This is a genomic window from Methylobacterium sp., assembly GCF_019750675.1.
Lineage (GTDB): Bacteria > Pseudomonadota > Alphaproteobacteria > Rhizobiales > Beijerinckiaceae > Methylobacterium.
In genome coordinates, this window is sequence record NZ_JAIEOF010000447.1 from 1 (window position 1) to 9,050 (window position 9,050).

At 71.3% G+C, this 9,050-nt stretch carries 8 protein-coding genes; 2 read left to right on the forward strand and 6 right to left on the reverse strand.

Going from position 1 to position 9,050, the window contains the following annotated elements; translation table 11 throughout:
• Both K2X24_RS23530 and K2X24_RS23535 read left to right on the forward strand, forming a co-directional pair.
• The coding region (locus tag K2X24_RS23530) for a DUF6502 family protein (protein ID WP_292501678.1) at positions 1–654 on the forward strand (654 nt) is incomplete at its 5' end.
• An 11-nt stretch (positions 655–665) separates the two neighbouring features.
• A complete protein-coding gene (locus K2X24_RS23535; protein WP_292501679.1) occupies positions 666–1,913 on the forward strand; it encodes a DUF5666 domain-containing protein in 1,248 nt (415 codons plus the stop codon).
• Between the two features lie 29 nt (positions 1,914–1,942).
• On the opposite strand, the gene K2X24_RS23540 is transcribed toward K2X24_RS23535, so the two are convergent.
• Genes K2X24_RS23540 through hpnA form a run of 6 tightly spaced genes read right to left on the reverse strand, consistent with a single transcriptional unit; the run spans position 1,943 to position 8,782 of the window.
• Entirely contained in the window at positions 1,943–2,638 is a 696-nt protein-coding gene (locus K2X24_RS23540; RefSeq protein ID WP_292501681.1) for a phosphorylase, read from the reverse strand.
• Between the two features lie 18 nt (positions 2,639–2,656).
• Positions 2,657–4,654 (reverse strand): squalene--hopene cyclase, encoded by a 1,998-nt coding sequence (shc, locus tag K2X24_RS23545; protein ID WP_292501683.1) that lies wholly within the window; start codon positions 4,652–4,654, stop codon positions 2,657–2,659.
• A gap of 39 nt (positions 4,655–4,693) precedes the next feature.
• On the reverse strand, positions 4,694–5,998 hold the full coding sequence (gene hpnE, locus K2X24_RS23550) for a hydroxysqualene dehydroxylase HpnE (RefSeq protein ID WP_292501685.1): 1,305 nt from the start codon (positions 5,996–5,998) through the stop codon (positions 4,694–4,696).
• Positions 5,998–6,852, reverse strand: coding sequence for a presqualene diphosphate synthase HpnD (hpnD, locus tag K2X24_RS23555; protein WP_292501687.1), 855 nt, complete (start codon positions 6,850–6,852; stop codon positions 5,998–6,000). Before hpnD ends, hpnE begins: the two co-directional genes overlap by 1 nt.
• Positions 6,849–7,760, reverse strand: coding sequence for a squalene synthase HpnC (hpnC, locus tag K2X24_RS23560; protein WP_292501688.1), 912 nt, complete (start codon positions 7,758–7,760; stop codon positions 6,849–6,851). The genes hpnD and hpnC overlap by 4 nt, the downstream gene beginning before the upstream one ends.
• A complete protein-coding gene (gene hpnA, locus K2X24_RS23565; protein ID WP_292501690.1) occupies positions 7,760–8,782 on the reverse strand; it encodes a hopanoid-associated sugar epimerase in 1,023 nt (340 codons plus the stop codon). The genes hpnC and hpnA overlap by 1 nt, the downstream gene beginning before the upstream one ends.
• Positions 8,783–9,050 lie beyond the last annotated feature (268 nt).

Below are 9,050 nucleotides of genomic sequence, written 5' to 3' on the forward strand. Positions count from 1 at the left end.
GAGCAGACGGACAGCCGGGTCAGCCTCCTCACGGGCATCCACCGCAAGGAGGTGAGCCGCCTGCGCGGCGCGGGCGCGCCGGTCGGCGTCGTGCCCTCGGCCGTCTCGCGCACGAGCCGCATCATCGCGCGCTGGCTCGCCGACCCGCGCTTCACCGATGCGAACGGCCAGCCCCTGCCCCTGGCGCGGCTCGGCGAGGGGGACGCTCCGTCCTTCGAGACCCTGGTGGCGGCCGTGACCCGCGATCTGCGACCCCGCGCCGTCCTCGACGAATGGCTGGACCGGGGGCTCGTGATCTCGGATGCGGAGGGCCACATCGTCCTCACCGAGGCGGCCTATGTGCCGAAGGGGGGCGACGAGTCCCACCTCTATTATTTCGGCCGGAACCTGCACGACCACATCGCCGCGAGCGTCGCCAACATCACGGGCCCGACGCCGCGCTTCCTCGAACGCGCCGTCCACTATGACGGGCTCTCGCGAGACCTCGCCGAGCGCCTGGAGGCGCGGGCGCGCGAGATCGCCATGGAGGCGCTCCAGCAGGCCAACCGCGAGGCGCACGCCGCCTGCGAGACCGATCCCGGCGGCAGCCACCGCTGGAATTTCGGCCTCTACGTCTACGCCGAGGATGTGCCGCACACGGCGGCCAAGGCGTGAGGGGGCCGACCATGCGCGCGCCCAGCCGCCGCGACGCCCTGCGTCTGCTCGGACTCGCTCCCCTCGCCCTCGCGACGCAGGCCGATCCGCTACCGCCGATCCGCGACCAGGGCATCGGCGGTACCGGCGCCCGCCCGACCCCGCCGCCCGCTGACGGCACCGAGCAGACCGGCGACCGCGGCATCGGAGGCACCGGCGTGATCGGGACGATTCGCCGTTTCGGCTCCATCGTCGTCAACGACCTGCGCATCGCCTATCCGAAGGACGTCGTCGTGCGCATCGACGGGGCGCCGGCCTCGGTCTCCGACCTCAGGATCGGGCACGTGGTCCGCGTCGTGGCCCACGCGGACGGAAGCGCGCTCTCGACCCGCCGCATCGACGTCACCAGCGAGGTGGTCGGCCCCGTCGAGGCCTCCGGCAAGGGAACGTTGACCGTCCTCGGTCAGCGCGTCGCGCTGCCGGCGGCCCAGGCGGGACGCTGGAAGACGGGCGACCGCGTCGCCGTCAGCGGCCTGCGCCGGCCCGATGGTGTGGTGGTAGCGAGCCTAGTCGAACCCCGCAGCACCGGTCCGGCCCAGGTCGCGGGCCGGATCCGGCGCGGCGTCGAAGGCCGCGCGATGATTGGGGACCTGACGCTGCTCGGCGTTGATCCACAGCATGTCGGCCGCCGCGCCACGGTGATCGGGGAGGCGAGCGGCGGAACCCTCACCGTCGCCCGGGTGGACGAGGCCCGCGCCCTGTTCGTGCCGGGCCTGCGGCGCGTATCCATCGAGGCCTATGTCGGCCGCAACGGGCGCGGGCTGCATCTCGGCTCCGGCTTCGACGTCTCGGGCGCCGCCGTCTCCGACCTTCCCCGGCGGGGGAGCGTGCGCGCCATCGTGATGGCGGAACCGGGGCTCGACGGCAGGTTGACCGTGGAGCGTCTGCGCATTGACGCGCGCGGGACCGAACGACCGGCGATGCCCGAGCGACCGCCCCTCCCCGAGGGCGGATCTCGGGGAGGCGCCTCACGCTTCGACGGTGGGGCTTCCGGCGGCCCGCCGCGCCTGGACATCGACACGCGTTCGCCCGGTGGCGCCGGCCCTGGCGCGTTCGGCCCCGGTCATGGCGGCTTCGGCGGCGAACGCGGAAGCGGCTTTGGCGGAGGGCCCGGCGGTGGATTTGGGAGTGGGCCAAGCGGTGGCCTCGAACGACCCGGCGGCTTCGGCCGGGGGCCGGGCGGGTTCGGCGGCGGCCCCGGCGGACCGGGCGGTCGCTGACCGAGCCGGGCCCGCGTTCGTTCGGTTCGCTACGCCGGCACGCCCAGCCCCGGGCCGAGTCGCGCGCGACAGCGCTTCAGGCTGGCGAAGGCGGCGCCCGAATCGCGCGCGAGGTGGATGAGGGGCCCGATCTGTCCGGGCGAACGGATCACCGCCGCGAGGACGCCCCAGATATCGGGCTCGCCGTTCGGCTTCAGCGCTTTGGCGGCGAAGGCCGGGATGGCCCGGGTGGCGGGATCGCAGACGATGCGCAGGGCCGCGAAAGGCAGGCCGTGCCGCTCCGCGAAGGCGACGGCGACGTGGGATTCCATGTCGACGGCGGCGCAGCCCGTCGCCGCCCGCAATGCGGCCTTGTCGGCGACCTCGAGGACGGCTTCATCGACGCCCGCGAGCGGGGCGGAGCGCACGCGCAGCCCCGATCCGGCGAGCAGGCCGAGCAGCGTGTTCGCGATGAACGGATCGGCGGCGTGGCTACGGCCGGCATACACGATGGACGTGGCGACCAGCACGTCGCCGGGCCGCGCATCGTGATCGAGGCCGCCGGCGATGCCGATGCTGACGACGGCCCGGCACCCGGGCTCGGCCCGCGCGGCGAGGAGGGCGCGGAGACGGGCGGGGTCACCGCCCGCACCGATGGCCTCGACGCCCGGTCCGGCTGCGAGGCGCGCCTCCTTCGCGAGGCCCGTCACGGCCAAGACGGGACGAGATCTGGTATCCGAGGCCATGATGCGGGTCCGCTCGCCTCACATCCCGAAGGCGACCGTCCGGGTGTTGCTGCGCTTCAGGTTGCGGTAGCGGGCCATGGCCCAGAGCGGGAAGAACTTCGGGTAGCCGTGGTAGCGCAGGTAGAACACCCGCGGGAAGCCGGTGGCGGTGTAGCGCTCCTCGGACCAGAACCCGTCCGCCCCTTGCGTCCGCGTCAGATAGTTGATGCCCCGCGTCACGGCCGGGTCGTCGGCCTCGCCCGCCGCCATCAGGGCCAGCAACGCCCACGCCGTCTGCGAGGCGGTGGAGTAGCCGGGCTCGAAGGCCGGGTCGATCTTGTAGGACGAGGCATCCTCGCCCCATCCGCCATCCGGGTTCTGGATCCGGATCAGCCAAGCCACGGACTTGCGGATCTCCGGCGAGGCCGGATCGACGTTCGCCGCGTTGAGGGCGCAGAGCACCGACCAGGTGCCGTAGATGAAGTTCATGCCCCAGCGGCCGTACCAGGAGCCGTCCTCCTCCTGATCGTTCAGCAGATAGGTCACGCCCCGGTCGAGGGCCTTCGAGCTCGCGCGGGTCTCGCCGAGCTGGGACAGCATCGAGACGACGCGGGCAGTCACGTCGGCGGTCGGCGGATCGAGCAGCGCCCCATGATCCGAGAACGGGATGTGGTTGAGGTAGTGGTGGTTGTTGTCGGCGTCGAACGCCGCCCAGCCGCCATCGCTCGATTGCAGGCCCTCGACCCATTCGCGGGCGCGGGCGATCGCGTTGGCATAATCCGGCACGTCGGCCACGAGGCCGCGCTGATACGTCGCCCGGTCCATGGCCATGACCACTACGGCGGTGTCGTCGAGGTCGGGGAAGTGCGGGTTGGCGTACTGGAAGGCCCAGCCGCCGGGACGCACGTTCGGCCGGCCTGCCGCCCAATCGCCCTTGATGTCCAGGACCTGGAGGGGCTTCAGCCAGTCGAGACCGCGCCGGGCCTGGTGCTCGGCTTCCGGGCCGCCGGCCTCCAGGAGGGCGTGGCCGGCGAGCGCCGTGTCCCAGACCGGGGACAGGCAGGGCTGCACGTAGGCCTCGTTCTCCTTGACGACGACGAGCTTCTCGATCGCCTCGCAGGCGATCCGCACCTGCGGATGGTCCGCCGGGTACCCGAGCACGTCGTACATCAGCACGGTGTTGACCATGGCGGGGAAGATGGCGCCGAGGCCGTCGTCGCCGTTCAGGCGCTCGCTGACCCAGGCCACGGCCTTGTCGATGGCGCGCGCGCGGCGCTTCTTCGGGAAGTAATCTTGGGTGACCTGGAGCATGCGGTCGATGGCGCCGAAGATCGGCGTCCACGGCCAGGTCGCGTGCGGGCTGCCCGGCCAGGTCCGAACGGTCTGGGGCGGCGCCACGAAGAGCTCGGGAATGCCGATGCCGCGCGGATTCTTGGCGAGCGGCTTCTTCGCCTGGATCACCAGCATGGGCACGATCACGCAGCGCGCCCAATAGGAGACCTTGTCGAGGTGGAACGGGAACCACTTCGGCAGATGCATGATCTCCACGGGCATCACCGGCACGGCGCGCCAGGGCACCTCGCCGTAGAGCGCCAGCAGGAAGCGGGTGAAGACGTTGGAATTGGCGGCGCCCCCGCGGGAGAGGATGGCCTCGCGGGCGCGGCGCATGTGCGGCGCCTCGATCGAATCGCCGCTCATCTTGAGGGCGAAGTAGGCCTTCACGCTGGCGCTCATGTCGAACGGCCCGTCATGGACCAGCGCCCAGCCGCCGTGCTTGCCCTGCGTGCGGCGCAGGTAGTTGCCGATCTTGGTCTCCAGCTCCGCCGGGATCTCGGTGGCCCGGAACTGGTGGAACATGATGTATTCGGACGGGATCGTCGCGTCGGCCTCGAGTTCGAAGCACAGGTGCCCGTCCGCATGCGCCAGGGCCGAGAGGGCCTGGGTCGCGCGCACGACACCGCGCTCGACGTCCTCGAGTGAGATTTCCTGCGTCTTCGGGCGCTGCAGCGCCTCGACCTTCCTGAATGCTTCCCGCATCGTCCTCGCCTCACCGGCTGCTCAGGCAGCCGCCATAACTCACGCCGCGCCGCGTGCCGGTGCCTGTCCACACGCGCCCGCGGAACGTCCGAGCGCGTGGGCGGCGGTCGTTCCCGAACGGATCGCCCCCTCGATCGTCGAAGGCAGACCGGTCGCGGTCCAGTCGCCTGCCAGGACGAGATTCCGATGGGCCGTCACGGCGCCGGAGCGCCGCGCGGCCTCGGCGGGCGTCGCCGCGAAGGTCGCCCGCTTCTCCTTGACGATCTGCCAGCTTGGCAGTTCCGGTGCAAGTCCAGTCAAGGTCACGATCTCGTCCCAGATCCGACGTCCCAAATCCTCGCGCGGCACATCCAAGAGACGATCCGCGCCGCTGATGGTCACCGACAGACGATCCGGATAGGCGAACAGCCATTCGGTCAGTCCATTCACCACGCCGAGAAGTAACGGCGATCCCGGCGGCGGAACCACAGCGAAGTGGGCATTGACGATGGAGCGGTGACTCTGAGGCGCCGGCAGGCCGGGCAGGAGGTCGCTCGCCACCCAGGGCGGCAGGGCGAGGACCACCGAATCATCGGGGCCGAGACTGATCGATTCGTCGCTGAAGACGAGCCCGTCGATGCGGTCGACGCCGAGCGTCAGGCTGCGCAGGCGGTGGCCGAATCGCAGCTCCGCCCCGTGCCGCTCCAGGTAGGCGACGGCCGGATCGACGAAGGCCGCGGAGAGACCGCCCACGGCAACCAGCGGCCGGCAGGCCTTGCCGCCGGCGCCCAGCGTCTCGCGCAGGATCGTGGCCGCGAGCCCGGTGTCGCTTTCCTTGGGATCGGTGTTGAGGGCGGCCAGCAGCACCGGATGCCAGAGGCGCTCGTAGAGCGTGCCTGCGCAGTCCATGCTCTCGCCGATGGTGCCGCCCTGCCCGGGCGCCTTGCCGGCGGCGGCCTTCAGGATGCCCAATGGCGCGAGGTAGTCGCGCGCGCTCGTGCCGGGCACCCGGCGGGACGCCTGGAGCACCCACCAGGGTACACGGCCGGCGTTCGGACGCAGGGTCCAGCGCTCCCCGGTCTTCAGGTCCGCGAACGGGAAGGCGGCCTCCGCCGGCCCGCTCAGCGCGCTCTCGGAAGCGCCGATCGTGCGCATGAAGGCCAGCGCCGAGGTGTTGCCCGACAGGAGCAGGTGGTTGCCGTTGTCGATGGTCAGGCCGAGGGTCGAATCGTAATAGGAGCGGCAGCGCCCACCCGCCTGCTTGGCGGCCTCGTGCACGACGACGCGGGCGCCGCGCTCGACGAGGGAGACGGCAGCGGACAGACCGGCGAGCCCCGCGCCGACGACGTGAACCGTTCCGGCCATCAGAGGATTCCGTGCCGCAGGGCGACGCCCAGGAGGGCGAGCTTGCCCGGTTTCACCCGCACGCGCGGCTTGTTCCAACCTCGCGCCAGGACGGCGTCGAGATAGAGGCGGTAAGCCGCCGCCATCAGGCGCGGTGCCTTGGTGACCTTGCGCGGGCAACGGGCGATGATCGCCCAGGTTTCCCGGTAATGGGCCTCGGCTTCGGCCGCGACCTTTGCGCAGACCTCGCCGATGCGCGGATGGTCGACGGCCTGCTGGGGGGTCGGCGCGTGCAGGCCGATGCCGGCGAGCTTCTCGCGGGGCAGGTAGAGGCGGTTGCGCGCCGCGTCCTCGTCGATGTCGCGCAGGATGTTGGTGAGTTGCAGGGCGCGGCCTTCATGGTGCGCGAGGGCGATGCCCTCCGCCTCCGACACCCCGAAGATGCGCACGGACAGGCGACCGACCGCGCTGGCGACCCGGTCGCAATAGAGGTCCAGGGTGGCCTCGTCGGGGGCGATGATGTCCTCGAAGGCGTCCATCGCCATGCCGTCGATCACGGCCTGGAAATCCGCGCGCAGGAGGCCGTAGCGCTGGATCGGCACGACGAGGTCCTGCACCCGCGCGGCCGGACGCCCGGCATAGAGCTCGTCGATGTCGACGCGCCAGCGGTCGAGTTCCGCCGCCCGGACGGGGGCCGGCCCGCCATCGTCGGCGACGTCGTCGACCGCCCGGCAGAAGGCGTAGACGGCATACATCGCGGCCCGGCGTTCCGGGGGCAGCAGGCGCATCGCCGTGTAGAACGACGAGGATTTCGCCGGCAGGGCGGCGGCTTCCGTGGGTGTCGTCGCCACGGCGGGAGATGCGGTGGCGCTCACGGGCGGCCCCCCGGAGAAGTCTTGCGGGCCTCGGCGCGCAGGGTGCGGCCGCGGAACGGTCGCCGGCCCAGGGTCGCGGCGATGCCGCCGAGTGCCGTGAGGGCGAAGGCGGCCTTGCCGTGGTGGACCTTCTCGCTCAGGGGATCGCGTTCCATCAGCCCCTTGCAGAGGACGACGGCGAGGCGGTGGATCGCGGCGATCTCCAGGCTCAAGCGCAGATCCGCGATGAGGTCAGGCAGGACCGCCCCCTCGTCGAGCAGTCCCATGGTGCGTTCCGCCAACTCGGAAATAACACCGCGCAGAGCCGGCGAGGCCTTGTCGGCCCCGAGTTCGGAGATCGCCGCGCCGTGCCGGTCCATGGTATCCTGAGGAATGTAGACCCGGTCGATGCTGCGGAAATCCTTCCCGCAATCCTGCAGGTGGTTGATGATCTGCAGGGCGGCGCAGATTGCGTCCGAGGACCGCCAGACCACGCTCCGATCCTCGCCGTGCACATCGAGCACGTAGCGGCCGACGGGCATGGCCGAGAGCCGGCAATAGGCGATCAGCTCGTCCCAATCGGCATAGCGGCTCTTGCGGGCGTCGAGGCGGAAGGCGTCGAGCAGTTCGAGGGCGTGCGTCGGCGCCAGCCCGCGCGCGGCGAGTTCCCGGCGCAGGGGCTCGGCGGCCGAATCCGTCGGGCGGGTGCCCGTCAGGTCTTCGGCCAGGGCGTCGAGAAGTTCGATCTTGCGCTCCGGCGTCAGGCCGGTGTGGTCCGCGACGTCGTCCCCGGCGCGGACGAAGTCGTAGAACGCCAGGATCGCGCCGCGATGCTTCGGGTGGATGAGGTGGGACGCGACGGGAAAGTTCTCGTCGCGGTAACCCTTGCCGGTGCGCGCCTCGGTGGCCGTCTGGATCGTCGTGCTCATCACAGGCGTCCTTCCCGGCGGAACCAGGCGATCGCGTCGGACAGGCCTTCCGCGTAGGGGCGGGCGGTGTAGCCGAGTTCGGCTCGCGCCTTGGCGTCCGAGAAGAACATCCGGTAGCGGGACATCCGGATGCCGTCGATGGTGGCGAAGGGGGCCTTGCCGGTGAACCGCGCGATCTGTTCCGAAACGAAGGCGATCGGGTAGACCACGGCGCGGGGCAGGTTGACGGTCGGGGGCTTGCGGCCGACCATACCGGCGATGTCGGCCAGCATCTGCGACAGGAGCACGTTCTCGCCGCCCAGGATGTAGCGCTCGCCGGTCCGGCCGTGTCGCAGGGCCAGCAGATGCCCGGCGGCGACGTCGTCCACGTGGGCGAGGTTGAGGCCGGTATCGACGAAGGCGGGCATCCGGCCCAGGGCGGCCTCCAGGATGATGCGTCCCGTCGGCGTGGGCTTCACGTCACGCGGGCCGATGGGCGTCGAGGGATTGACGATGACCACCGGCAGGCCGTTGCGGGCCGCCATCTCCTCGACAACGCGCTCGGACACGACCTTGCTGCGCTTGTAGGCGCCGATGGCCGTGCCGGGGGTGAGGGGCCGCGTCTCGTCGGCGGGCGTGCCGTCGTCGTGCGGCTTGATGGTGGCGACGCTGGACGTATACACCACGCGCTCGATGCCGGCGCGGAGGGCTTCCTCCATCAGGATCACGGCGCCGTCGCGGTTGGTGGCGACGATCTCCTCCGGATCCGGTGCCCAGAGCCGGTAATCGGCGGCCGCATGGACGAGGTAGCGCTGGCCCTGGAGCGCGCGCGCCACGGCGGCGCGGTCGCGCATGTCGCCCTCGACGATCTCGACGTCGGTCCAGGTCAGGTTGGTGCGAGGCGAGGTGGCCCGGACCATGATCCGCACGGCAAAGCCGGCCTTACGGAAGACGTCCACCAGGGCCGCTCCCAGGAAACCGCTCGCGCCGGTGATGAGAACCGGGCCGGCATCGAACGGGCCGGAAGGGGTCGCCTGTGGCATTTCTCTCGAAGGGTCTGAGGATCTTCTGCGCGTGCGGGGCCCGGAGCGAACGCCGAGCCCGCGGATGGCGCGCTTTTGTCATCGAAACCGCACTCGGACAAGCGCAATGGGGCCACACCCGGGTTGCAAAACCCGGATGCGGCGCGCCCGGAATGCAGGTTCAGGCGAGGCGCAGGCGCCCCGACTGACCGGCCTTCCGCTCGGGGAGGGCGGCCTTGACGGTTTTCAGGATGCCGGCGGCGTCGAGGCCGGCCTCGGCGTACATGGC